General features: G+C 70.1%; 1 protein-coding gene. It reads right to left on the bottom strand.

Features of this window, described 5'->3' with window-relative positions; all coding sequences use genetic code 11:
* A partial coding sequence (locus EN818_RS32410; RefSeq protein WP_135906783.1) for an efflux RND transporter permease subunit occupies positions 1 to 278 on the bottom strand: 278 nt, incomplete at both ends.

Raw genomic sequence — 278 nt, 5'->3', positions numbered from 1 at the left:
GCCGGCGATGATGCCGCCCATCATCGCGTAGGCCATCGGCCCCCAGAACACTTCGCGCGCGATCGGGATCAGCGCCAGGCTGGCGGCCGCGGCCGTCAGCGCGATCGGCCGCATGCGGTGCTCGGTCGCTTCGATCACGGCCGCCCAGCGGTCCTTGCCTTCGGCGACGAGGTCTTCGATCTGCACGATCAGGATGACCGAGTTGCGGATCAGGATGCCGATCAGCGCCAGCACGCCGAGGATGGCGACGAAGCCGAGCGGCGCGCCGCTGGGCACCA

The sequence above is a fragment of the Mesorhizobium sp. M3A.F.Ca.ET.175.01.1.1 genome, from assembly GCF_004791945.1.
In the GTDB taxonomy this organism is placed as follows: Bacteria; Pseudomonadota; Alphaproteobacteria; order Rhizobiales; family Rhizobiaceae; genus Mesorhizobium.
Note: the sequence above shows the minus strand (reverse complement) of the source record. Positions and strands in the feature narration are given on the sequence as shown.